The following is a 24,604-nucleotide window of genomic DNA, read 5'->3' as shown; positions in this document are numbered from 1 at the left end:
GCACGCTACCCGCTGACCGAGTGCGCGCCATGTCCCAGGATTTCTACTTTCTGTTGATGCCGGGTTTTTCCGCCATCGGTTTCATCTCCGCGATCGAACCGCTGCGGGTGGCCAACCGCTTTCGCGGCGAGCTGTATCGCTGGCACGTATTGAGCGCCGATGGCGGGGCGGTGCTGGCGAGCAATGGCATGTCGGTCAACGCCGATGCGGCGCTGGAGCCGTTGAAGAAAGGGGCGACATTGCTGGTGGTCGCCGGTTTTGAACCGCTGAAGTTTGCCACGCCTGCGCTGGAGCACTGGCTGCGACGGCTGGACAACGAAGGCGTGACGCTCGGCGCCATCGACACCGGCAGTTTCGTCCTCGCCGAGGCCGGCCTGCTCGATGGGCATCGCCTGACCCTGCACTGGGAAGCCATCGATGCCTTCAAGGAATCTTATCCACAGCTGAGTGTCACTCAGGAACTGTTCGAGATCGATCGCCGGCGCATCACGTCCGCCGGCGGCACCGCGTCCATCGACCTGATGCTCGACCTGATCGCCCAGGCCCACGGTCCACAACTGGCAATCCAGGTCAGCGAGCAATTCGTACTGGGGCGGATTCGTCCGCGCAAAGACCACCAGCGCATGGAAGTCGCCACGCGCTACGGCATCAGCAACAAGAAACTGGTGCATGTGATCGGGGAGATGGAGCAGCACAGCGAACCGCCGCTGACCACCCTGGAGCTGGCGGAATCGATCAAGGTGACCCGGCGACAACTCGAGCGCCTGTTCCGTCTGCACCTGAACGACACACCGAGCAATTTCTATCTGCGGTTAAGGCTGGAAAAGGCCCGGCAGCTGTTGCGCCAGACCGACATGAGCGTGCTGGAAGTCAGCATCGCCTGCGGGTTTGAATCACCGTCGTATTTCACCCGCAGCTACCGGGCGAAGTTTGCCCGGTGTCCGCGTGAGGATCGGCGGCGAGAGACCGTTTGACGGACAATTACAGTAAATTATAGTTTTTGCTATAAATTATAGTCATCGAAATAATTGAGTATAAAGTCATGTCCAGCAACAACGGCTTCGTCTTTCGCCGCCCCGCCCTGGCACGCAGCGTTGCCGATGGTCTTGTGGGCGCGGGCCTGCAGGATTTCACCTCCGGCCTTTTTCTGGCCGCGCCGCGTCGCACAGGCAAAAGTACCTTCCTGCGGGAGGATCTGATCCCGGAGTGCCAGGCCCGAGGCTGGCTGACGGTTTACGTCGACCTGTGGGCCGACAAGGAAAAAGACCCTGCCGAGCTGATCGCCAGTGCCATTGCAAGTGCGTTGGTACCCTTTGAAAAGGGCATTCGCAAACTGGCAAAGAGTATCGGCATCGAAAAACTCAGCTTTCTGCGCACCTTGTCCTGGGATTTCACCAAGCCGCAACTGCCGGCCGGCGCGACTCTGACTCAAGCGCTGGAACTGCTGCACAACGTCGCCGAAAAATCCATCGTGCTGGTGATCGATGAAGCCCAGCACGCGCTCACCACCGCTGCCGGCATCAACGCGATGTTCGCCCTGAAGGCCGCACGGGATCAGCTCAACCAGGGACGTGAAGGCGAGGGCAGCGGGTTGCATCTGGTATTCACCGGTTCCAATCGCGACAAGCTCGCCCATCTGGTGCTGGGCAAAAGCCAACCGTTCTTCGGCTCAAGCATTACGCCCTTTCCGTTGTTGGGGAAAGAGTTCACCCAGGCGTACACCTTGCACCTCAATGCCCATCTGGCCGAGACCAACCAGTTCAATGCGGCCGATATCGACGACGCCTTTGAATTGGTGGGGCGGCGCCCGGAAATGTTGCGCACCATCATCGGAGAGGTCGCGCTGGAGCTGGGCGAGGCCAGCAATCTGGGGCGGTTGCTGCAGAGCCGGGCCGAATTGTTGCGCGCCGGTGTCTGGACCGAGTTCGAGAGCGCCTGGAACGCTCTGACAATCCCTCAGCGCGCCGTGCTGGAGGTGATGGTTGAGCGCTCGCGAAACAACGAGCCTTTTGCGCCGTTCACCGACAGCACGCTCACGGCAGTCAGCAAGGCACTGGAAAACATGGGCAGCGACGTGGTGCCGGGTACCCAGACCATTCAGGCCTGCATCGATGCCCTGCGCGACAAGGAACTGGTGTGGAAGTCGAGCCGTGGAGGCTATGCGCTGGAGGACAAGTCCTTTGGCGACTGGCTCAGTGCGCGCAAAGCGGGCTAGTCACTTTTTCAGCAATGCCGAGCACGCAGCCCTGTAGGCTTCATGCTGATACTTGTTCAGCGTGCCCGGCAGCTGGAAATTGTGCTTTTTGGCCTGTGCGTTGATCGTCTGCGGCGATAGCAGTGTCACCTCACAACCGTCCAGCAATTGAAACACGCCCTCGATCTTGAACGTGGTCGGCCCGCCGGCAAACTCGCCTTTCTTGCTGCGCTTCTTGATTGCGATGCGATCAATCGAATTCTCGCGAACGAACGATGCCACTTGCGCGGCGAACAGCTTCACGTTCGCTGCATCGTCGTCATCGTCCAGGGCAATTTTTTTCGTGCTCAGAGCGACATGGCTCAATACCGAGCCGTCGAGGGACGCCACGGCGATGATCGCTTCACTGCCTTTGATTTCGATACCGCAGATGTTCATGTGAATCCCTTGATTGGCTGAAGAGGTGCAGCTTACAGCTCAAGCTGGTTGGCAGTGATACCAAACGCCGCTGCAATCTTCTCGCGAGTGGCCTTGCGCGGCTTTGCAACGGTTTCCTGCTGGGCAAAGGCTGGTTGCGAAATGCCCATTCGTTTCGCCACTTCTTCCTGAGTCAGGTTGAGATGTTCGCGCCAGGCCCTGATCGGAGTTGCCCCGTCGACAATGCGACTGACCACCTCATGGGGGATCAGGTCAGGCTCCATTTTCTGCGCGACATACTGTGCGTAGGGAATGACCACGAAAGCGGGCTTGCCCTCGGAGTCATTGATGATTTGGATTTCAGTAAGTGCGTTCATCGCGTTTTTTACCTCTTGAATACTGATCACTTTGATCGCGCCGTCCCAGTCGAACATGACTCGGTAATTACCGGCACGCAGTCGATACGCGTAGTCATGACCAACCAGCGCTTTCACATTGCCCACATCAGGCATGCCAGCGAGCACCGCGATGGCATCTCTGACCTGACACTGATGAACGGAATGCAATTTCAGGAGTTGCTTAACGGCCTTTCGAGTCCAGTGGATGCTGTTCATGGCAGGATATAAGTCTTTTATAAGATTTGCGAATCTTTACTTATATTTTTCAGGTGGCCAATAAACAACGTTCGACCGAATGTTGCAGGGTGCATTGCGGGGAAAATTTCGGACTTAGCTGTTATCCATGAATTACACAGAGGTAAGCACCGTTCATCTGAAACCGGGGGCGACCTGTTATTTCTGACAGTAGTTCCTTATCGACATTGCCTCGAAGATTGATGCGAGGGCCATCACCGGCTCTGAACCCAAGAACGACTGTTCCGGAAAAGGAGTCGCACAATGATCGTCAGGAAAAACATTCGCTCGCATACGGCCGTCTAGCGGGCAGCATTCATCAACTGTCTGCTTGCTCTCAAGCGTAAGGGGGGTACGAAAAATATGTGCACTGGCATCACCAAGTGATGGTGCCCACTACGCATCCCTGGGAACCGCAAGATCCCGAATATCGAAACGGGGCCCACCTTGGCCCGGCATTTCTGCCATGGCACCGAGAAATGCTGATGCAGTTCGAAACGGATTTGCGCGCGATTGATCCTCGAGTCGCTTTGCCGTATTGGGACTGGACTGAAGACGCTCCGGATCCGCTGAACGCTCCCGTCTGGCAGGATCAATGGTTCGGTGGCAATGGCCGTCAAGATGATCATTATCGAGTGCAGACCGGGCCCTTTGCTCACCAGTACGGAAACTGGCCGGTTCCGGCCTATCCGGAAAACGGTGAGACGGAACCTGGTCTCAAGCGTCAGTTCGGCGTTCTTGTGACCTCGCTTCCGACGTCGGCAGACGTGGGCATGGCGATGCGAGAGTGGTTGTACGATACGCCGCCCTACGATTCCGTTCCTTACACCAGAGGGTTTCGCAATCGACTGGAGGGGTGGATCACGCAACGAGGTGATTCTCAAGTCACCACCCCGGGTTCGCAGCTACACAACCGCGTTCATCTGTGGATAGGGGGCAACATGCTGGCCGTGACCGCCCCCGAAGATCCAGTGTTTTTCCTGCACCACTGCAATATCGTCTAAAGCGTAAATTCGTCAAACCCTTCGACATCAAACCTGCCATTCTTGATTTCGAAGACCGTTCCGTCAGCATTTTTGGTGGTGAATGAAAAAGTACCACTGAAGGTTTCTAGTGCATCATTTTTTGCAAAATTGATGAAGCCTGAATCCGCATCGTTGACGACGAAAACGGTCTCTCCATTCTCAGTCACCAGTTGCCAGTAAGCAGCACTGACTTTCCCGTCTTCAACTTTATGTTTGCCATCCTGCAGGTCGCGCAGGAAGGTGATTTCTATTCCATGGATGCTGAGTGGCAGCTGTTGCAGGGCTGAAAGTGTGAGGCGCATTTGCCTGTCAGTGGTGTAGTAGTCTCCAGCGAAATTGATGCCGCCAGATGTGAACGTAAGGGCGGGAACGCTTCCTACCGTGGCGGTCATATTCCCTTTGGACGGTGTGATGGCATTGTGCGGGATAGCATATCGGGTCGACATGGGCAGCTCCTGGCAATTGGTTCCGGGTGATCGAAGAGTTGGGATCACAAGCCCAACATAGACCCAGGATCAGCCGCGGTGAACTGTCAGAGTTGACAGTTGACAGTTGATTACCCGCTCAGGAGGTGGCCTGCCCTTTCTCTCTTTACTCCTGACCTATCGACTCCAGAAACTCCGACCGCTCATCACTCATCCGCGCCACGCAATCATTCTGCGCGATCTTGAACGCCTTGCTGCCGTCCGTTGCCGGGAAGGCTTCGACGGCGCAGTCGGCGTCGCGGGTTTTCAGCCATTGTTGTTGGGCGTTCTTGAGTTTTGCGCTGATGTCGGCCAGCTGCGCCGGGTTCTTGCCGTAGGTCGCCTGCATGCGCTCGTTCAGGCTTTTGTAGTTGTCCTTGAGCAGGTCTTCGGCGGTGGTGCGGCTGTAGGTCGAACATTCCAGGGTCTGGACGTCGTTTTCCACCGCGTCGCACGGGTTGTTGTCGGACTCTTCAGCGGCGTGTACGCCGGTCGCAATCAGTGCCAAAGCCAGGAAGATCGATTTCATTGATGTCGCTCTAATCCAGTGGTGTTTCCGGGATGCGGCAGATTCTGGCTCAAGCTCGCAGGCTTGAACAGGTGGCTGGTCGGACCGCCTGGCGACGCTTTGTCGCGGATTGACGCTTTCGGCAATTCCCCTGTCGTTTTTGCACCCGGCTGGTCGCGCACCGAGGCATATGCTGGCCCCAAAGCGCCGGCAGACGATTCGGCGCATGAATCGCCAATAAGGGGACGCCTGATGAGCCCAGCCGAATTACACGCCGACAGCATCGTTATCGACGGTCTGATCATTGCCAAATGGAACCGCGAGCTGTTCGAAGACATGCGCAAGGGCGGTCTGACGGCGGCCAACTGCACCGTGTCGGTGTGGGAGGGCTTTCAGGCCACGGTCAACAACATCGCCGCCAGCCAGAAACTGATCCGCGAAAACAGCGACCTGGTGATCCCCGTCCGCACCACTGCCGACATCCGCAAGGCCAAGGAGCAGGGCAAGACCGGCATCCTCTTCGGCTTTCAGAATGCCCACGCGTTCGAAGATCAGATCGGCTACGTCGAAGTGTTCAAGCAGCTCGGCGTCGGCATCGTGCAGATGTGCTACAACACCCAGAACCTGGTGGGCACCGGTTGCTACGAACGCGACGGCGGCCTGTCGGGCTTCGGTCGCGAAATCGTCGCCGAGATGAACCGTGTCGGCGTGATGTGCGACCTGTCCCACGTCGGCTCCAAGACATCCGAAGAAGTCATTCTCGAATCGAAAAAGCCGGTCTGCTATTCCCACTGCCTGCCGTCGGGGCTGAAAGAACACCCGCGCAACAAATCCGATGAGGAACTGAAGTTCATTGCTGACCACGGCGGTTTCGTCGGCGTGACCATGTTCGCGCCGTTCCTCGCCAAGGGCATCGATTCGACCATCGACGACTACGCCGAAGCCATCGAATACACCATGAACATCGTCGGCGAAGACGCCATCGGCATCGGCACCGACTTCACCCAGGGTCACGGTCAGGACTTCTTCGAATACCTGACCCACGACAAGGGCTACGCCCGCCGTCTGACCAACTTCGGCAAGATCATCAACCCGCTGGGCATCCGCACCGTCGGCGAGTTCCCGAACCTGACCGAAACCCTGCTCAAGCGCGGCCACTCCGAGCGAGTGGTGCGCAAGATCATGGGCGAGAACTGGGTGAACGTCCTCAAGGACGTCTGGGGCGAATAAGCCGCCGCTTCCCGAATACTTTCCCCCGGCCGTCCGCGCCGGGGGCAACACCAAAATTTTTCTGGAGTTAAGTTTCCATGGCCAAGATCGCCCCGCAATTGCCAATCGAAGTCGACAGCGAGACCGGTGTCTGGACCTCCGACGCCCTGCCGATGCTGTACGTGCCGCGGCATTTCTTCGTCAACAACCACATGGGTATCGAGGAAGTGCTGGGCGCCGAAGCCTACGCCGAAATCCTTTACAAGGCCGGCTACAAATCCGCCTGGCACTGGTGTGAAAAAGAAGCCGAGTGCCACGGCCTGGAAGGCGTCGCGGTGTTCGAGCACTACATGAAGCGCCTGTCGCAGCGTGGCTGGGGCCTGTTCAAAATCCAGGACATCGACCTCGACAAAGGCACCGCCAGCGTCAAACTCGAACACTCGGCATTCGTCTATGTCTACGGCAAGGTCGGACGCAAGGTCGACTACATGTTCACCGGCTGGTTTGCCGGTGCCATGGATCAGATCCTCGCCGCTCGCGGCAGCAAGATCCGCACCGTGGCCGAGCAGGTCTACGGTGGCTCCGAAGAAGGCCATGACGACGGCCTGTTCACCGTCAAGCCGTTGTAAGTCGAGGAACCCGCCATGGCTTTCGAAGCAATGTTCCAGCCGATCCAGATCGGCAAACTGACCATCCGCAACCGCGTGCTCAGCACCGCGCACGCCGAGGTCTACGCGACCGACGGCGGCATGACCACCGAACGCTACGTCAAATATTACGAAGAGAAAGCCAAGGGCGGCATCGGCCTGGCGATCTGTGGCGGTTCGTCCGTGGTGGCGATCGACAGCCCGCAGCAATGGTGGAGTTCGGTGAACCTGTCCACCGACCGGATCATTCCGCACTTCCAGAATCTCGCTGACGCCATGCACAAGCACGGCGCCAAGATCATGATCCAGATTACCCACATGGGCCGTCGCTCCCGTTGGGACGGTTACAACTGGCCGACCCTGATGTCCCCGTCAGGCATACGCGAACCGGTGCACCGCGCCACCTGCAAGACCATCGAGCCGGAAGAGATCTGGCGGGTGATCGGCAACTATGCGCAAGCCGCACGCCGCGCCAAGGCCGGTGGCCTGGACGGTGTCGAACTGTCGGCGGTGCACCAGCACATGATCGATCAGTTCTGGAGCCCGCGCGTCAACAAACGTACCGACGAATGGGGCGGTACCTTCGAAGGCCGCATGAAGTTCGGTCTGGAAGTTCTGAAAGCCGTGCGCGCCGAGGTGGGTGACGACTTCTGCGTCGGCATGCGCATCTGCGGTGACGAGTTCCACCCGGACGGTCTGTCCCATGAGGACATGAAACAGATCGCCAAGTATTACGACGACACCGGCATGCTTGATTTCATCGGCGTCGTCGGCTCGGGTTGCGACACCCACAACACCCTGGCCAACGTGATTCCGAACATGAGTTATCCGCCGGAGCCGTTCCTGCACCTGGCGGCCGGGATCAAGGAAGTGGTCAAGGTTCCGGTGCTGCATGCACAGAACATCAAGGACCCGAACCAGGCCACGCGGATCCTGGAGGGCGGTTATGTCGACATGGTCGGCATGACCCGCGCCCACATTGCCGACCCGCACCTGATCGCCAAGATCAAGATGGGCCAGGTCGACCAGATCAAACAGTGCGTCGGCGCCAACTACTGCATCGACCGTCAGTATCAGGGCCTGGATGTGCTGTGCATCCAGAACGCCGCGACCTCCCGTGAATACATGGGCGTGCCGCACATCATCGAGAAATCCACCGGGCCGAAACGCAAGGTGGTGATCGTCGGTGCCGGCCCGGCAGGGATGGAAGCGGCCCGGGTGGCAGCCGAACGTGGTCACGACGTGACGCTGTTCGAGAAGAAAGAATTCATCGGCGGCCAGATCACCACGGCAGCCAAGGCGCCGCAGCGTGACCAGATCGCCGGCATCACCCGCTGGTTCCAGCTGGAGCTGGCGCGGCTGAAAGTCGACCTGCGTCTGGGCACTGCCGCCGATGCCGACACCATCATGGACCTGCGTCCGGACATCGTCGTGCTGGCTGTTGGCGGTCACCCGTACCTGGAGCAGAACGAACACTGGGGCGCTGCCGAAGGGCTGGTGGTCAGCAGCTGGGACGTGCTCGACGGCAAGGTTGCGCCGGGCAAGAACGTGCTGGTCTACGACACCATCTGCGAGTTCACCGGGATGTCGGTGGCCGACTTCCTCGCGGACAAGGGCAGCCAGGTCGAGATTGTCACCGACGACATCAAGCCGGGCGTGGCCATCGGCGGTACGTCGTTCCCGACCTACTACCGCAGCATGTACCCGAAAGAAGTGATCATGACCGGGGACATGATGCTGGAGAAGGTCTACCGCGAAGGCGACAAACTCGTCGCCGTGCTGGAGAACGAGTACACCGGCGCCAAAGAGGAGCGGGTGGTGGATCAGGTGGTCGTCGAAAACGGCGTGCGCCCGGACGAAGAAATCTATTACGCGCTGAAGGACGGCTCGCGCAACAAGGGCCAGATCGATGTCGAGGCGCTGTTCGCGATCCAGCCGCAACCTTCGTTGAGCAGCAATGGCGACGGTTACCTGCTGTTCCGTATCGGTGACTGCGTGGCGCAGCGTAATACCCACGCTGCGATCTATGACGCCCTGCGGTTGTGCAAAGACTTCTAAAGATTTGCACATGACCCTGTGGGAGCGGGATTGCCCGCGAATGCATTCTGTCAGTCACCGCTGCATCGACTGACCCGGCGCTTTCGCGAGCAGGCTCGCTCCCACAGGAACACGCTGAACGTGTTTCTCCAGGCTGTACTGGTGGGAGCTTCACCATGTTGAACACCCTTCTTCCAATCCTGTTGTTCGCAGCCCTGGCCCTCGCGGTGCTGGGTGCGTTGCGGCGGGTGGCCATGTGGCGTCGGGGCCGGGCCTCGAAGGTCGATCTGATCGGCGGCCTGTTCGCCATGCCCAAGCGCTACATGGTCGATCTGCACCACGTGGTGGCGCGGGACAAATACATCGCCAACACTCACGTCGCCACGGCGGGTGGTGCGGTGGCGTCGATCGTGCTGGCGATTCTGGTGCACGGTTTCGGCCTGCATAACCGCATTCTTGGCTATGCGTTGCTGCTGATGACGGCGGTGATGTTCGTCGGGGCGATCTTCGTTTACCGGCGTCGGCTCGACCCGCCGTCGCGGCTGTCGAAAGGCCCGTGGATGCGCCTGCCGAAAAGCCTGCTGGCATTCTCGGCGTCGTTCTTCCTGGTGACCTTGCCGGTGGCCGGGATCCTCCCGGAAAACTTCGGCGGTTGGCTGCTGGCGGCCATTCTCGGGATCGGTGTGTTGTGGGGCGTGTCGGAACTGTTCTTCGGCATGACCTGGGGCGGCCCGATGAAGCACGCTTTCGCCGGGGCCCTGCATCTGGCCTGGCACCGTCGCGCTGAGCGTTTTGGCGGCGGTCGTTCCACCGGTTTGAAAGCGCTGGACCTGAATGATCCGACCGCGCCGCTGGGCGTAGAGAAGCCCAAGGATTTCACCTGGAACCAGTTGCTCGGTTTCGACGCCTGCGTGCAGTGCGGCAAGTGCGAAGCCGCGTGCCCGGCGTTCGCCGCCGGCCAGCCGCTGAATCCGAAGAAACTGATTCAGGACATGGTCGTCGGCCTCGCCGGCGGCACCGATGCCCAATTCGCCGGCAGCCCTTATCCGGGCAAGCCGGTGGGCGAACACAGCGGTAATCCGCATCAACCGATCGTCAACGGTCTGGTGGACGCCGAAACCCTGTGGTCGTGCACCACGTGTCGCGCCTGTGTCGAGGAATGCCCGATGATGATCGAGCACGTCGATGCGATCGTCGACATGCGCCGTCACCTGACTTTGGAAAAAGGCGCGACCCCGAACAAGGGTGCCGAAGTCCTGGAAAACCTGATCGCCACCGACAACCCTGGCGGTTTCGCCCCGGGCGGGCGGATGAACTGGGCAGCGGACCTGAACCTCGACCTGCTCAGCGAGAAGAAGTCCACCGACGTGCTGTTCTGGGTCGGCGACGGCGCCTTCGACATGCGCAACCAGCGCACCTTGCGCGCTTTCGTCAAAGTGCTGAAAGCGGCCAGGGTCGATTTCGCGGTGCTCGGCCTGGAAGAGCGTGACAGCGGCGACGTGGCCCGCCGTCTGGGCGACGAAGCGACCTTCCAGTTGCTGGCCAAGCGCAATATCCAGACCCTGGCCAAATACCGCTTCAACCGCATCGTCACTTGCGATCCGCACAGCTTCCATGTGCTGAAAAACGAATACGGCGCCTTCGACGGCAACTACCTGGTGCAGCACCACAGCACCTACTTGGCGGAAATCATTCAGGCCGGCGCGCTCAACCTCGGTCAGCACAAGGGCAGCAGCGTGACCTATCACGATCCGTGCTACCTCGGCCGCTACAACGGCGAATACGAGGCGCCCCGGGAAGTGCTGCGCGCCCTCGGTATCGAAGTGAAAGAGATGCAACGTTCCGGCTTCCGTTCGCGTTGCTGCGGTGGCGGTGGCGGGGCGCCGATCACCGACATTCCGGGCAAGCAGCGGATACCCGACATGCGCATGGAAGACATCCGCGAGACCGGTGCCGAGCTGGTGGCCGTGGGTTGTCCACAGTGCACGGCGATGCTCGAAGGTGTGGTCGAACCGCGTCCACTGATCAAGGACATTGCCGAACTGGTGGCCGACGCGCTGCTCGAAGACGCCGCGCCGAACAAGTCTGCTACCCCGGCCAGACGTGAACCTGCGGAGGCCCACTGATGAGCGACATTATCCGCCGCGATCCCCGCGCCGAATGGATCGCACGCAACCGCCTGCACCCGCTGCACGCGGCCATGCAGCCGGCGCAACACAGCTGGATGGGCCCCAACGGGATCGTCCGCAAGAACCTGCACGGCATCGGCTTCATCGGGCCGAACGGCATCAAGCGCATCGACCGCAGCGGCGCCCAGCAGGGCGGGGCGGTCAAACGTTCGGCAGCGGTGGAAGTGCAATTGCCGCTGCACCAGGTACCGGCCCCGGCGTTTTACATCAGCGTGGTGCCGGACATGGTCGGCGGGCGCTTGAGCAGCCACGACCGCGACTTGCTCGGCCTCGCTCATCAACTGGCCGGCAGCGACGGCGCGGTGCTGGCGGTGGTGTTCGGTGAGCACAAGGAAAACGCTTTTGCCACCGCCGGTGTGGATCGCTTGCTGGTGCTGGAAGGTGAGCAATTCAACGGTTATGCACCGGAGCAACGGATCCAGGGCCTGCGGGCTGTGGATAACCAGTTCAGCCCGCGCCACTGGCTGCTGCCGGACAGCCGCAGCGGTGGCGGCGAGCTCGGTCGGCGCTTTGCCGCGGCACTGGGCGAACGCCCGGCCACACGGGTGTGGCAGGTCAAGGACCAGGAATGCATCGGCCGCGCCGGTGCAGGCTTGCAGGATCTTGTCCGTCCGATTGCACGGCTGATTCTGGCCTCGGCCGAATGTGCCGAGCCGGTCAGCGAAACCCGTCACGAAGCGTTGCCGGTGGAGTTATCCACACCCGTGGCGCGCAGCCTGTCACGGATCGAAGATCTGGGTGCCGTGGCGGTGGACCCGGCGGCGATCCCGATGGCCGAAGCCGAGTTCATCTTCTCCGGCGGCAACGGGGTCAAGGACTGGGAGCTTTTCCACAGGACCGCTGCTGCACTGGGTGCCACAGAAGGCGCCTCGCGGGTGGCCGTGGATGACGGCTTCATGACCCGCGACCGTCAGGTCGGCGCGTCCGGCACCTGGGTCACCGCACGGGTTTACGTGGCGGTGGGGATTTCCGGGGCGATCCAGCACCTGCAGGGCATCGGTGCCTGCGACAAGGTGGTGGCGATCAACCTCGATCCGGGCTGCGACATGATCAAGCGTGCCGACCTGTCGGTGATCGGCGAAAGCGCGGAAATTCTTCAGGCCTTGATCGCGGCGGTAGAGGCTTACCGCAACGAAGCCAAGCGCGATGCGGCTTAAGGAACGGTTATGAGCACAAAGATCATCAGTCTGGTTTCAATCGGCGCACACCCGACTTCCGGTCGGCCACGACGCGCCGAACAGGATGCACGGGCGGTGGAGCTGGGCCTGCAACTGGCGGGTGACAGCCTGCAAGTGCTGCACGCCGGCGACGTAGCGGAGCCTGCACTGCGCGCCTATCTGGGCATGGGCCTGGATCAGATGCATGTGCTGGAACAATCGGCCGGTGCGGATGCGTTACCGGCGTTGACCGACTATCTGCGTGATGCCGGTGCCCAGGTCGTGCTGACCGGCAGTCAGGCGGAAACCGGCGAAGGCTCCGGCATGCTGCCGTTCCTGCTGGCTGAAGGGCTGGGTTGGCCGCTGGTGGTGGGATTGGCGCAGGTCGAATCGATCAACGACGGCTCAGCGCTGGTGCTGCAGGCTTTGCCGCGAGGGCAACGGCGCCGGCTGAAAGTGCGCCTGCCGTTTCTGGCGACTGTGGATAACGCCGCGCCCAAGCCTCGGCAGAGTGCTTACGGCCCGGCGCGACGCGGCGTTCTTCAGGCAAAAGATGTGGAAGTGGTGGATGACGAACTGCTTGCGCTCGCGACCCTGCAACCGGCCAGGCCCCGGCCGAAACGGTTGAAGGTGATCAAGGCCAAGAGCGGGGCTGACCGGATGAAGGCGGCAACGGCCAAGGCGAGTGGAGGTGGTGGGCAGGTGCTCAAGGGCGTGACTGCCCAAGCGGGGGCGGAAGCCATTCTCAAGTTGTTGATCGAAGAAGGTGTTGTCCGCTGAATGCCTGTTCGGCCCCTCTTCTGTCGAAAGAGGGGCGGTTACCCACAATCCCTGTTGGCGGATCTGTGGATAACGTGTTCGCCCCTCCCTGAACCCCACGCCAATCAAGCCTTCCAGCCCCCAGATCAAAAAACGATCAGCCTAACTTGCGGTTTTTTCGGGTTTTTTCCCAAGGATAACTTCTCAAGTTGCCCCCAATCTCTGTTGGCCCTTCTGTGGACAAGATGTTCGCTATCCGCTGCAAGCCATATAAATCGTGGCTTACGATGGGTTGATCGAAAAATGATCAATTCGACCTTTTGAAACAATAATCTTCACGTAGACCCGGATTTATCAAGTCTTCCGACGCTTTTCCACAGCACCCGCCAAGTTACCCCCGAACTCTGTTGGCGTTTCTGTGGATAAGGTGTTCGCCATCCTCTGCAGGCCATGTATTACATGGTCTTCAGGATGTTGATCAAAAAACATACAATCGCCACCGGAAACCCTTCTTCTGGATAAGTCACGGTTTTTCTTCACAAAAGCCCCGTTATTTTTCCGTGTCATCCACAGTTGTCCCCATTTGCTGTGGGTGCCTATGTGGATAACTTGTTCGCCAATCTCTGCAAGCCCCGGCGGCTATAGTCCAAATGGCAATTGATCAGATTTCATACAGTTCTAAGGGCCTGCCTTGACTTCAAACCGGGCGCTGTCTTCACTCCAATTGCACAAGGACCGCCGTCACTTATCCACATCCGGTTCAGGGAGAACGCGTGATGGATACCCAGCCACATCGCTCACCCCTCAATCCCCGCTTGCTGTCAGCCCAGAAGCCGCGCACGCGCACATTGCGCCGTGCCGCCAATCAGCACGCCCGTCTGTAGCGCCTGAAAACTGCCTTCACCGTTGTACTGCCGCCGGGCTTGCCCGGAGGCCAGGTGCCCGTTCGTCCATCGATTGCAGGCAACCGCAGAGTTGCCCCATCTGCCTGAGAGAGGAATCCCCTCATGACACGGATCGCAACGCCCATCAGCGACATCAAGGAACACTACGACGTGATCGTCATCGGCTCCGGGTATGGTGGCGGCATTGCCGCGTCGCGCCTGTCCCGGGCCGGAAAACGGGTGTGCCTGCTGGAGCGCGGCCGGGAAATCCAGCCCGGCGAATACCCCAACACCATGATCGCCGCAACCGAGGAGTTGCAGGTGCACGATCCTGACGGCCATATCGGCTCGCGCACCGGGCTGTTCGACCTGCACGTGAACGCGCAGCAAAACGTGGTGGTCGGCTGTGGTCTCGGCGGCACATCGCTGATCAATGCCAACGTTTCGCTGGAACCGACAGCCGATGTGTTCAAGGATCCACGCTGGCCGCTGGCGGTGCGCGAGGACCACGATGGCTTGCTCAAGGCGGGCTACGAAAAAGCCCGGGAGATGCTCAAGCCCAACCCTTACCCGGACACCGCGCCGGATCTGCCCAAGCTCGATGCCAACAAAAAATCCGCGGACTTCCTCCAGCAAGGCGCGCATTTCTACAAGCCGCCGATCAACGTGACCTTCGACAAACTGCCGAACAACCTCAATCACGTCGGTGTCGAGCAACTGCCCTGCAACCACTGCGGCGACTGCGTTTCGGGCTGTAACAACAAAGCCAAGAACACCACGCTGATGAACTATTTGCCGGACGCCACCAATCACGGCGCGGAGATTTTCTGTCAGGCCCAGGTGCGGCATCTGGAGCGCGATGGCGATGGCTGGATCGTGCACTTTCAGTATCTGGACAGTGGCCGCGAGAAATTCGACGCACCGACGCTGTTCGTGAAGGCCGACATCGTCGTGGTGTCTGCCGGCACCCTGGGCTCCACCGAAATCCTCCTGCGTTCGCGGGACAAGGGCCTGGTGATGTCCGGACAGCTCGGCGAGAACATGAGCGGCAACGGCGACATCCTCGGCTTCGGCCACAATTGCGCCCAGACCATCAACGGCATCGGTTTCGGCACCCATTCGGCCAAGGAGATGAAACCGGTCGGCCCGTGCATCACGTCGATCATCGACATGCGCACCGAAGGCGACAGAAGCAGCCAGATGGTTATCGAGGAGGGCTCGATCCCGGGCGCTCTCGGGCGGCCGATGGTGCCGGCAATGGCCGGGTTCGCCGAGCTGATCGGCGTGGCCACCGACGACAGCTTCAGCGGCAAGGTGAAGTACAAGGAGCGCGAAGCCGAAAGCTTCCTGCGCGGCCCGTATTACGGCGCGCTGCACAACATGCAGACGTACCTGATCATGAGTCACGACAGCGGCCAGGGGCGCATGGTCCTCGACGACAAGGATCAACTGCGCATCGACTGGCCGGGCGTTGGCGAACAGGAAAACTTCAGGATCGGCAACGAGCGGCTGCACCAGAGTACCAAGGCACTGGGCGGGATCTGGGTCGAGAACCCGATCTGGACCAAACTGCTCAGGCACAGCATCGTCTCGGTGCATCCGCTGGGCGGTTGCGTGATGGGCGAAGACGCTACGCAAGGTGTGGTCAACCACAAGGGCCAGGTGTTCAGCGGTGCCAGCGGCACCGATGTCTACACCAACCTGTACGTGACCGATGGTGCAGTGATTCCGACCTCATTGGCGGTCAACCCGCTGCTGACCATCTCCGCCGTCAGCGAACGCAACATGGGCCTGCTGGCCGCCGACCGCGGCTGGAAAATCGATTACACGCTACCCTCGGCGCCGCGCAAACAACCGGTGCCACCGACGCTCGGCGTGCAGTTCACCGAGACCATGAAAGGCTACTTCTCCCGAGCCTTCACCGCTGCGCAGAGCACGGATCTGAAGGTTTACGAGGCGGCGGCCAAACGCGGCGAAGCGGACAATTCGCCGATCGACTTCACCCTGACCATCACTGCCAACGACCTCAACCGGATGATCAAGGAGCCGGAGCACGCGGCAACCATCGTCGGTACGGTGATCGCCCCGGCGCTGTCGCCGCAGCCGCTGACTGCCAGCAACGGCGTGTTCAACCTGTTCGAGCAATTCGAGCAGCAGGTCGACACGCGCCACATGAAATACGACATGAAACTGACCGCCGAGGACGGCAACGATTATTTCTTCAGCGCCTTTAAAACCGTGCCGGAAGACAACGGCGTGCTGAACATCTGGCACGACACCAGCACGCTTTACGTGACCCTGTATCGCGGGCCGGACAAGTCCGGCGAGGTGATTGGCTCGGGGGTGATGCACATCGAGCCGGCGGATTTCGCCAAACAGATGACCACCATGAAGGTGCTCAATGCACGCAACGAGCGTGAGCGCATCGAAGGGATGGCGCGGTTCGGCAAGTTTTTCGCCGGGATTCTCTGGGAGAGTTACGGCGGGGTATTCGCCGGCGACAAATACTTCAATCCCGATGCACCGCCACGTTTGAAACGGCCGCTGGATGCGCCGGCACCGGATGTGCATTTCTTCCCCACCGAGGACGGGGTCCAATTGCGTCTGAGTCGCTATCAGGCCGGCAGCAAGGGTCCGGTGATGCTGGTGCACGGGCTGGGCGTGGGCTCGAATATCTTTTCGACCGATACGATCCAGACCAACCTGCTGGAGTATCTCTGCAAGAACGACTACGACGTGTGGCTGTTGGACTTCCGGGTGAGCATTCTGCTGCCGGCCAGCAAGAAGGAGTGGAACGGCGACCAGATCGCTCAGTACGACTTCAAGGCCGCCATCGGGCAGATCCAGCAGAAGACCGGCGCGAAGGATGTGCAATGCGTGGTGCATTGCTACGGCGCGACCACGTTCTTCATGTCGTTGCTGGCCGGGTTGCAGGGCGTGCGTTCGGTGGTCTGCTCGCAGATCGCCGCCGACACGGTGGTGGCGACGGCGACAGGGCTCAAGGCTGGCCTGCACTTGCCGGGGATGCTCGACGTCATCGGCATCAAATCGATGACGGCGTACGCCGACAGCAAGGAGAACTGGTTCAACCGCCTCTACGACAAAGCCCTCAACGGTTACGCACGGATCGAAGCCCAAGGTTACTGCACCAACCCGGTGTGCCACCGCATCACCTTCATGTACGCCTCGCTGTACCGCCACGACACCCTCAACGAGACGCTGCACGACAACCTGCATGAACTGTTCGGCGAATCGAACATCGAGACCTTCGAGCACCTGGCGCTGATCGTGCGCAAAGGGCACCTGGTGGATTTCAAGGGCAACGATGTGTACATGCCGCACTTCGATCGGCTGAGCATGCCGATCTGCTTCATCAGCGGTGCGGAAAACCAGTGTTATCTGCCGGAGAGCACGCTCAAGACCTATCAGCGGGTTTGCGAGAAGCACGGACCGGAGCGTTACAGCCGGCATGTGGTACCGGGTTACGGCCACATCGACTGCATGTTCGGCAAGAACGCGGTGGTCGATGTGTATCCGATCATCCTTGAACACCTGGAGAAAACGGCCCTCGGTTGATGAAGTGTTCCTGTGGCGAGGGAGCAAGCTCCCTCGCCACAAAGGCTCATTGATACCGGGTATTTTTCTTGAGGTCTGCACAAGGAAATGGATGACATGGACAGCTACATCCGCTGGTTTCAACGCTTCATCTGGCTCGGCATTGCGATGAACATGGTGTTCGCAATCCCGGCGCTGTTCGCGCCGGGGTTGCTGACATCGGTGGTCGGCCTGCCGCCGCAACTCTCCGACCCTTGGCTGGAAAACGCCGGGATGCTGCTGGTGGGCATCAGCGTGTTCTACATGCCGTCGGGCTTCAATGCACCGCGCTACGTGGTGCATTCCTGGCTGTGCGTGCTGACGCGGCTGATCGCCGTGGCGTTCTGGATCTACCTGATCGACACCAGCAGTCAGGGCTCGGTGTTCGTGCCGATGTTGATGGGTGACCTGAGCTTTTTCCTGATCCTCGGGGTTCTGCTGTATCTCGGCACCACTCCTGAGAATCGACCCCTGGCGCTGCTTTGTGACGGCTGGCGTGAATGGCGGGCGGCGTGGGCGCGGCACTGGCAAAGTCATGCATTCAAGGTCGGCACGCTGGTGGTGGTCGCGTTGCTGGCATTCATCGGCTACCAGACCTGGTATCAGATGCTGCGGGTGGTGCCGGAGCAGGAATATGCCTCTGACGAAGATCACTACAAGTACGCCGCGATCGGCCTCGGCATCGAAGCACGAATCCCGTATTACCTGTTTTCCGTGCTGCCGCAGATGTGCCCGGAAAAACTGCCGAAACCCGGCGGCTGGGAAGTCTTCGGCTTCCTGTTCGAGAACGGCAAGGACCTGCCGATCGGCATGGCCAAGCGGCAGATCGGTTACCCGACGGTGGAGCCGAACTGCGCCCTGTGCCACACCGGCTCGTACCGTGCCAATGCCGGCGACGTGGCGGTCAATGTGCCGAGCGCACCGGCCAATACCCTGCAACTGCAAGCCTTCCAGTGGTTCGCCTACGATTGCGCCAGCGACCCGAAATTCACCATCGACGCGGTCATGGCGGCGATCAACAGCAAGTTCCGGCTCGGCTTCTTCGAGCGGATCTACAACCGCTACCTGATCATCCCGATGGCCAAAACTGCGCTGCTCAAACAGAAGCAGGCCTATGCCTGGCAGAAACTGCGTCCGCCGCAGGGGCCTGGGCGTACCGACACCTTCAACCCGACGAAAATGGTGGTGTTCGGCTTCCCGGATGACTCGACCATCGGCACCGTCGACCTGCCGCAAGTGTGGAACCAGAAGCCCCGGGAGTCGATGTACCTGCACTGGGACGGCAATAACAACAAGATTCACGAGCGCAACTACGCCGCCGCCATGGCGGTGGGGGCGACGCCGGAATCGGTGCTGCCGCCGAGCTTCAACCGCGTGACCAACTGGCTGCTCGGGCACAAGGCTCCGGCCTGGCCGTGGGCACTGGATCAGGCCAAAGTCGCCCGGGGCAAACCGATCTGGGAAGCCAATTGCGCCGGTTGCCACGACTTCGGGCGTGCCGACACCGGGCAGGTCACCACCAACATCGACCAGCTCGGCACCGATCCGCATCGGCTGGATTCGTTCACCACCGGGCTGGTGGCGGCGTTTCACACCTTCAAGAAACCGCCGTTCGATTTCGGCGCCTACCGCAAGACCCAGAGCTACAGCAACACGCCCACTGACGGCATCTGGCTGCGCGCACCGTATCTGCACAACGGTTCGGTGCCGACCCTGTGGGACCTGCTGCAACCACCGGAAAAACGCCCGCAGGTGTTCATCACCGGATCCGATGTGTACGACCCGGTCAACGTCGGTTTCGTGACCAGCGGCGCCCAGGCGAAAGCCTCGGCGGACTTCAAATACGACACCCGCCTGGAGGGCAATCACAACAGCGGTCACTTGTATGGCACGACGCTGTCGGACGACGACAAACGTGCGCTGATCGAATTCATGAAAACCCTGTGAACCCCTACGGATAGAGGATTACGCCATGTCAGCGGTCGGTCATCTGAAACACGAGTACGACAAGGTCAAGGTTCGCCTGCACGGTTTGCTCACGCGCGTCGAAATGGCCTGGATGAAGCTCATCAGTGAGCTGGAACCCGAAGAGTTCCAGGCCATCATCAAGCTGCTGCAGCGGGGTCACGATCAGGCGCAGTACGTGCTGAAAAACGGCGAGTTGCCGGATGACGAACCAGCGGTGCCCTGGGAGTTGTCCCACGGTTTGTCGATCCTGCGTATCGGCAATGCAACGCCGTTGCCGCAATCGCCCGATCAACTGCAGACCCGGGTGCTCAAGGACGGCACGCTGCTGGGCTGTCGCAAATGGGAGCTGCTGGATCTGTTGTGGAGCGAAGCGCTGCTCAAATGGATCGAAAACCTGCGGCACCACGCCACCTTCGGCACCGATCCGGCCATGGTGACCATGGGGCGTGAAGTGACGCTGGCGATTGCCGGCGACTGGGGCACCGGGCCGTTCAACAGCCATGCGCCAGCGGTTTCAGTCGCCAACCAGATGCAACTGGCCAACGCCGACTTCACCATTCACCTGGGGGATGTCTATTACGCCGGTACCCATTCCCAGGAGGACACCGACATGTCCGGCTGGCCGATGGGCACACACGGCTCGTTCACCCTCAATTCCAACCATGAGATGTACAGCGGCGCCCACGGTTACTTCAAGGAGCTGGCCGCGCGTTTTCCGGGGCAGCAGGGCACCAGCTACTTTGCCCTGATCAATGACGACTGGCTGATTGTCGGGCTGGACACGGCGTATGCCTCGGACGTGATGAACCTGTACATGGACGGCACGTTGAACGAGCCGCAGATCGCCTGGATGAAGGGCTTGCCCAAACGCAAGAAACTCATGGTGCTCAGCCATCATCAGGGCTTCGATATCACCGGGCACAACAAGACCGCGTTGTATCAGCCGGTGTGCGATGCACTGGGGCGCGAGCCGGATTACTGGTACTGGGGGCACCTGCACAACGGCATCGTCTATGCCACCCAGGGCGGGTTGCATGCGCGCTGCGCCGGGCATGGCGCGATTCCCTATGGCACCACCAGCGAGCTGAACGGGCATTCGCGGATACTGTTTTCCGAGACGCAGGATGCGAAGGATCCGGATTATCCGCTACGGGTTTTGAATGGCTACGCGAAGATCAGGCTGGTGGGAGAGGAGATTTTCGAGGAGTTCATTGGCGAGGATGGATCGGTGAGGTGGTCGTCCACATGAGGCGGTGACCGTGGCGGTCTCTTCGTCGGATCGCCATCCGGACCAGGCTCGCTCCCACATTCGGAATGCGTTCCATCTGTGGGAGCGAGCCTGCTCGCGAAGCTTTTGCTTTTAGCCCTGTACTGGCACGCCCTTGAGGTACGGCGCAGGTTCGGCTCCGAGGTTGCTCAGCATCCGCTCGCTGTACCAGTCGACGAAGTTGACCACGCCAAACTCATAGGTCTTGGAGTACGGCCCTGGCTGGTACGCGGTGGAGTTGATGCCGCGCTGGTTCTCTTCGGCCAGGCGACGGTCCTGGTCATTGGTTGCGTCCCACACCTTGCGCATGCGCTCGACGTCATAGTCCACGCCTTCCACGGCATCCTTGTGCACGATCCACTTGGTGGTGACCATGGTTTCCTGGGCACTGATCGGCCACACGGTGAACACGATGATGTGGTCGCCCATGCAGTGGTTCCACGAGTGCGGCAGGTGCAGGATGCGCATCGAACCCAGGTCCGGGTTCTTGATCCGGCCCATCAGCTTGGCGCAGCCCTGTTTGCCGTCCATGGTCATCGATACGGTGCCCTTGAGCAGCGGCATGCGCACGATGCGGTTGCGCAGGCCGAAACTGGCGTGGGCGTAAGGGATTTTCTCGGCTTCCCAGGCAGCAGCAGAGGCGGCGACGTGATCCTTGAACGCCTGGTCGGCGCGTGGGTCGGTGACGTCGTCCCACTCCAGCAGGGTTTTCAGCAATTCCGGGTGCGAACCGTTGCAGTGGTAGCACTCGCGGTTGTTTTCCAGCACCAGTTTCCAGTTGGCCTTTTCCATCAAGGTGGTTTGCACCGCCACCTTGGTGTTCTCCATGTCGTAGGGTTCCATGTAGTGGTTCAGGGTCGACAGGAAGTCATCGATGGCCGGTGGGTTTTCCGCCAGGCTGACGAAGATATAGCCGCCGGCGGTCTTCACGTTCACCGGTTTGAGGCCGTACTGATTCATGTCGAAATCGGCGCCCATCTCGGTACCGGCGAACAGCAGGCGGCCGTCCAGTTCATAGGTCCACTGGTGGTAGTGGCAGACCAGTTTGGCGACCTTGCCCTTGTCGCTGGTGCACAGGCGCGAGCCACGGTGACGGCAGACGTTGTGGAATGCATGCACCACGCCTTCGGCGCCGCGAATGACGATGATCGGGTTCTTGCCGATCTGCAGGGTCAGGTAGTTGCCCTTGGCCGGGATTTCGCAGGTCATGCCGGCGATCAACCACTCCTTCTGGAAGATCTCCTGCATGTCGATATCGAACAGGCGATCGTCACTGTAGAACGGTTGCGGCAGCGAGAAGGTGCGTTCGCGCTCCTGCAGCATTTGTGCGGTGGCCTTGCGTGCGGGTTCCAGCGGGTCGCCCAGGCTGATTTTTGCGGTGTCCATCGATGAATTCCTCAAGGCCATCTGCGTGGCCGCGAAAGTGGCTGATCAGGGTTGCAGCGCAAGGTGTAAAGAAACCGTTTGTGTTGGGGCGAGTGTGGGGCCGGCGCAGGCGAGAACCTTATCCATGGGCGACATGGTGCAATCTGTTCCCGACGCGCAACCCCCGGTGCCTGAAGGCTGGTCGCGATAAGTATGTGAATGTCGCGGATAGGTAAACGGGCGGTCTGCGCTATACGCAGAATCGCCACATGAAGGCCGACAGTCGGCCGTGGAGAACAGCATGTCGAACAGCTTCCTGAATCCGGTCACCACCCAGACCTGGGCCAATGGCCGACACATCGTCCGTTGCGTCAAAGTCATCCAGGAAACCTGGGATGTGCGCACCTTCTGCTTCATGGCCGACCAGCCGATCCTGTTCTTTTTCAAGCCCGGGCAGTTCGTCACCCTGGAGCTGGAAATCGAAGGCCAGCCGATCATGCGTTCGTACACCATCTCCAGTTCGCCGTCGGTGCCCTACAGCTTTTCGGTCACCATCAAGCGCGTGCCGGGAGGCAAGGTGTCCAACTGGCTGCACGACACGTTGCACGAAGGCCAGGAACTGGCGGTGCACGGCCCGGTCGGGCTGTTCAACGCCATCGATTTCCCGAGCCCGAAAGTGCTGTACCTCAGCGGCGGCGTCGGCATCACCCCGGTGATGTCCATGGCGCGCTGGTTCTACGACACCAACGGCAACGTCGACATGACGTTCATCCACAGCGCCCGCTCGCCCAAAGACATCATTTACCACCGCGAGCTGGAACACATGGCGTCGCGGATCGACAACTTCAGCCTGCACCTGATCTGCGAGAAGCATGGCCTGGGCGAACCGTGGGCCGGGTATCGCGGTTACCTGAATCACAAGATGCTGGAACTGATGGTGCCGGACTTCCTCGAGCGCGAAGTGTTCTGCTGCGGTCCGACGCCTTACATGAACGCTGTCAAACGCCTGCTGGAAAACGCCGGCTACGACATGAAGCGCTACCACGAGGAATCCTTCGGCGCCACGCCGCCGGAAGCCCGCGCCGACGCGGTGGAACAGGCCGAACAGGCAGCCGAGGCACCGGAAATCCCGGCGGCGGATCTGCATCTGGTGGAATTCACCTCATCGGACAAGAGCATTCGCGTGGCCCCGGGCGAGACCGTGCATGCGGCGGCGGCCAAGGTCGGCCTGATGATCCCGAAAGCCTGCGGCATGGGGATCTGCGGGACGTGCAAGGTGCTGAAGCTCGGCGGCGAGGTGGAAATGGATCACAACGGCGGGATCACCGAGGACGACGAGGCGGAGGGGTACATTCTTTCTTGCTGCAGCGTGCCGAAGGGGGATGTGCGGATCGAGTATTGATGCAGGCATGAACCCTGTGGGAACGAGCTCGTTCCCACAGGGTTTGGCGTTCAGTCGACAAACAAATCCGTCATCAACTTCGCATCACTTCCCGGTTCAAAACGGTAATGATCGAACTCGGTCACGCCGCTCTCGCGCAAAATCTCCTCATCAATCAACAACCGTCCGGTAATCCGTCGCCCGCTGCTGCCCAGAATCACATGCGCCGCATCCGCCATGATCGCCGGCGTGCGCGCATGCTTGAAGGACTCCCGGTTGCCCAGCTGAAACTCGATCGCTGCTGTAGCGATCATGGTCTGCGGCCACAGCGAATTGACACTGATCCCGTAGTTGGCGAATTCCTCACTCATTCCGACCGTCAGCATGCTCATGCCGTACTTGGTCACGGTGTAGGGGCTGTACTGGGCGAACCATTTACTGGCCATATTCAACGGTGGCGACAGGTTGAGAATGTGCCCGGAAGATTTCTTCAGGTAGGGCAGGGCCGCCTGACTGCACAGCAACACGGCGCGGGTGTTGATCTGGTGCATCAGGTCGAAACGCTTGATTTCGATGTGCTGCACACCGGTCAGTTTGATCGCCCCGGCATTGTTCACCAGTGCATCGATTGCGCCGAAATGTTCGTTGGCCAGGGTCAGTGCCTGGCGCACCGCCTCTTCATCGCGAACATCCAGTTGCAGCGCCAGGGCCTGGCCGCCGGCCGCTTCGACTTCGGCGGCGACGCTGTGGATGGTGCCGGGCAACTTGGCGTGGGGTTCGGCGCTCTTGGCGGCGATCACGATGTTGGCCCCGTCCCGTGCAGCCCGCAGCGCAATCTCGCGCCCGATGCCACGGCTGGCGCCAGTGATGAACAACGTTTTGCCTTTTAGCGACATGCGCAAGCTCC

The 24,604-nt window shown here is 60.4% G+C and carries 19 protein-coding genes and 1 pseudogene; 13 read left to right on the top strand and 7 right to left on the bottom strand.

From position 1 onward, the window contains the following. Positions 1–29: 29 nt before the first annotated feature. Both ACK6BI_RS15885 and ACK6BI_RS15880 read left to right on the top strand, forming a co-directional pair. Positions 30–974 (top strand): GlxA family transcriptional regulator, encoded by a 945-nt coding sequence (locus tag ACK6BI_RS15885; RefSeq protein ID WP_065260197.1) that lies wholly within the window; start codon positions 30–32, stop codon positions 972–974. A gap of 68 nt (positions 975–1,042) precedes the next feature. Next, complete coding sequence (locus tag ACK6BI_RS15880) at positions 1,043–2,215, top strand: hypothetical protein (protein ID WP_409317802.1); 1,173 nt, start codon at positions 1,043–1,045, stop codon at positions 2,213–2,215. On the opposite strand, the gene ACK6BI_RS15875 is transcribed toward ACK6BI_RS15880, so the two are convergent. The 3 genes and pseudogenes from ACK6BI_RS15875 to ACK6BI_RS15865 all read right to left on the bottom strand — a co-directional run bounded on the left by ACK6BI_RS15875 (position 2,216) and on the right by ACK6BI_RS15865 (position 3,225). Then, positions 2,216–2,632, bottom strand: coding sequence for a DUF3010 family protein (locus ACK6BI_RS15875; RefSeq protein WP_409317801.1), 417 nt, complete (start codon positions 2,630–2,632; stop codon positions 2,216–2,218). A gap of 32 nt (positions 2,633–2,664) precedes the next feature. After that, a complete protein-coding gene (locus ACK6BI_RS15870) occupies positions 2,665–2,988 on the bottom strand; it encodes a helix-turn-helix domain-containing protein (protein WP_409317800.1) in 324 nt (107 codons plus the stop codon). Next, positions 2,972–3,225: pseudogene (locus ACK6BI_RS15865) on the bottom strand (type II toxin-antitoxin system RelE family toxin). The gene ACK6BI_RS15870 and the pseudogene ACK6BI_RS15865 overlap by 17 nt, the downstream one beginning before the upstream one ends. A gap of 404 nt (positions 3,226–3,629) precedes the next feature. Here ACK6BI_RS15865 and ACK6BI_RS15860 point away from each other — a divergent pair. Continuing rightward, on the top strand, positions 3,630–4,247 hold the full coding sequence (locus ACK6BI_RS15860) for a tyrosinase family protein (RefSeq protein WP_409317814.1): 618 nt from the start codon (positions 3,630–3,632) through the stop codon (positions 4,245–4,247). On the opposite strand, the gene ACK6BI_RS15855 is transcribed toward ACK6BI_RS15860, so the two are convergent. Together ACK6BI_RS15855 and ACK6BI_RS15850 are read right to left on the bottom strand one after the other, a co-directional pair. Further along, positions 4,244–4,714, bottom strand: coding sequence for a hypothetical protein (locus ACK6BI_RS15855; protein WP_409317799.1), 471 nt, complete (start codon positions 4,712–4,714; stop codon positions 4,244–4,246). The two genes, ACK6BI_RS15860 and ACK6BI_RS15855, sit on opposite strands and share 4 nt — an antisense overlap. Positions 4,715–4,859: 145 nt before the next feature. Continuing rightward, on the bottom strand, positions 4,860–5,261 hold the full coding sequence (locus tag ACK6BI_RS15850; protein ID WP_065260201.1) for a lysozyme inhibitor LprI family protein: 402 nt from the start codon (positions 5,259–5,261) through the stop codon (positions 4,860–4,862). Positions 5,262–5,492: 231 nt separating this feature from the next. On the opposite strand from ACK6BI_RS15850, the gene ACK6BI_RS15845 reads away from it, so the two are divergent. The 9 genes from ACK6BI_RS15845 (at position 5,493) to ACK6BI_RS15805 (ending at position 20,933) form a co-directional block, all read left to right on the top strand. After that, positions 5,493–6,470, top strand: a complete 978-nt coding sequence (locus tag ACK6BI_RS15845) for a dipeptidase (RefSeq protein WP_007959776.1) — start codon at positions 5,493–5,495, stop codon at positions 6,468–6,470. Positions 6,471–6,547: 77 nt separating this feature from the next. Beyond that, positions 6,548–7,078, top strand: a complete 531-nt coding sequence (locus ACK6BI_RS15840) for a DUF5943 domain-containing protein (RefSeq protein WP_003228980.1) — start codon at positions 6,548–6,550, stop codon at positions 7,076–7,078. 15 nt (positions 7,079–7,093) lie between these two features. Continuing rightward, a complete protein-coding gene (dgcA, locus tag ACK6BI_RS15835) occupies positions 7,094–9,154 on the top strand; it encodes a dimethylglycine demethylation protein DgcA (protein ID WP_409317798.1) in 2,061 nt (686 codons plus the stop codon). Positions 9,155–9,309: 155 nt separating this feature from the next. Continuing rightward, complete coding sequence (gene dgcB / locus ACK6BI_RS15830) at positions 9,310–11,259, top strand: dimethylglycine demethylation protein DgcB (protein ID WP_409317797.1); 1,950 nt, start codon at positions 9,310–9,312, stop codon at positions 11,257–11,259. Beyond that, positions 11,259–12,479 carry an electron transfer flavoprotein subunit alpha/FixB family protein gene (locus ACK6BI_RS15825; protein WP_409317796.1) on the top strand — a complete coding sequence of 407 codons (1,221 nt, stop codon included), beginning with the start codon at positions 11,259–11,261 and terminating at the stop codon, positions 12,477–12,479. The genes dgcB and ACK6BI_RS15825 overlap by 1 nt, the downstream gene beginning before the upstream one ends. 9 nt (positions 12,480–12,488) lie before the next feature. Next, the gene (locus ACK6BI_RS15820; protein ID WP_409317795.1) at positions 12,489–13,259 is read left to right on the top strand and encodes an electron transfer flavoprotein subunit beta; all 771 of its coding nucleotides are present in this window, start codon (positions 12,489–12,491) and stop codon (positions 13,257–13,259) included. 986 nt (positions 13,260–14,245) lie between these two features. Then, positions 14,246–17,698, top strand: coding sequence for an alpha/beta fold hydrolase (locus ACK6BI_RS15815; RefSeq protein ID WP_409317794.1), 3,453 nt, complete (start codon positions 14,246–14,248; stop codon positions 17,696–17,698). Between the two features lie 96 nt (positions 17,699–17,794). Then, positions 17,795–19,663: a hypothetical protein gene (locus tag ACK6BI_RS15810; RefSeq protein WP_409317793.1), complete on the top strand. Its 1,869-nt coding sequence runs from the start codon at positions 17,795–17,797 to the stop codon at positions 19,661–19,663. Between the two features lie 25 nt (positions 19,664–19,688). Next, entirely contained in the window at positions 19,689–20,933 is a 1,245-nt protein-coding gene (locus ACK6BI_RS15805) for a metallophosphoesterase family protein (RefSeq protein WP_409317792.1), read from the top strand. A gap of 111 nt (positions 20,934–21,044) precedes the next feature. Here the strand turns inward: ACK6BI_RS15805 and gbcA are convergent, their stop codons facing one another. Beyond that, positions 21,045–22,337, bottom strand: a complete 1,293-nt coding sequence (gene gbcA / locus ACK6BI_RS15800) for a glycine-betaine demethylase subunit GbcA (protein ID WP_409317791.1) — start codon at positions 22,335–22,337, stop codon at positions 21,045–21,047. A gap of 280 nt (positions 22,338–22,617) precedes the next feature. Here gbcA and gbcB point away from each other — a divergent pair, with 280 nt between their 5' ends. Further along, entirely contained in the window at positions 22,618–23,718 is a 1,101-nt protein-coding gene (gene gbcB / locus ACK6BI_RS15795; protein ID WP_065260212.1) for a glycine-betaine demethylase subunit GbcB, read from the top strand. Positions 23,719–23,768: 50 nt separating this feature from the next. Here the strand turns inward: gbcB and ACK6BI_RS15790 are convergent, their stop codons facing one another. After that, positions 23,769–24,593 carry an SDR family oxidoreductase gene (locus ACK6BI_RS15790; protein ID WP_409317790.1) on the bottom strand — a complete coding sequence of 275 codons (825 nt, stop codon included), beginning with the start codon at positions 24,591–24,593 and terminating at the stop codon, positions 23,769–23,771. Between the last annotated feature and the right edge of the window lie 11 nt (positions 24,594–24,604).

This window comes from Pseudomonas sp. KCJK9016, assembly GCF_046231795.1.
Taxonomy (GTDB): Bacteria; Pseudomonadota; Gammaproteobacteria; order Pseudomonadales; family Pseudomonadaceae; genus Aquipseudomonas; species Aquipseudomonas bananamidigenes.
This window is presented reverse-complemented; position numbering and strand designations above follow the sequence as displayed.